This window comes from Pseudomonas sp. AC463 (assembly GCF_979253585.1).
The window spans coordinates 1-446 of sequence record NZ_CEEDDZ010000123.1 but is presented as its reverse complement, the minus strand read 5'-3'; the positions used below and the strand labels follow the sequence as shown (position 1 = coordinate 446).

General features: G+C 63.9%; 1 pseudogene. It reads left to right on the top strand.

Annotated features, from left to right (window positions below):
- Nucleotides 1-446: pseudogene (locus AC0IYH_RS29390) on the top strand (hypothetical protein); the annotation flags it as partial.

Sequence of the window (446 nt, the reverse complement as noted above, 5' to 3'; positions counted from 1 at the left end):
GCGCAAGGAACAGAACGTACTGGAACTGTGGCTCGACCACCGCGCCAAGGAAGCCCGTTTCGGCCCGGACAGCGGCCTGAGCCTGGAGCCGCAGAACCGCGGCCTTGGCCGTTTTCTGCTGGCTCAGGCAGCCGCCTGGGCCAAACAGCACTGCGCCCATTACACCCTTGAAAGCGGCCCACTACCGAGCCGCGACGCGCTGAGCGAAGAGGCCCGTGCACGCCGCGATCATTGCCTGAAGGCCCAGGGCTTCGCCGTTGACTATCAGGACGGTCAGCTCAAGGCGCATTACAGCGCATCGCGCCTCAGCGCGCTGCACAGCGACTGGAATGGCGAAAAGGTCAGGTTCATCGAACAGCTGGACGCCGCACAGATGCTTCAGCAGGCGGATCAGAATCTGCACGAGCAGGATGTGCAACTGCGCAAGCAGCATGAGCGCCTGGAGC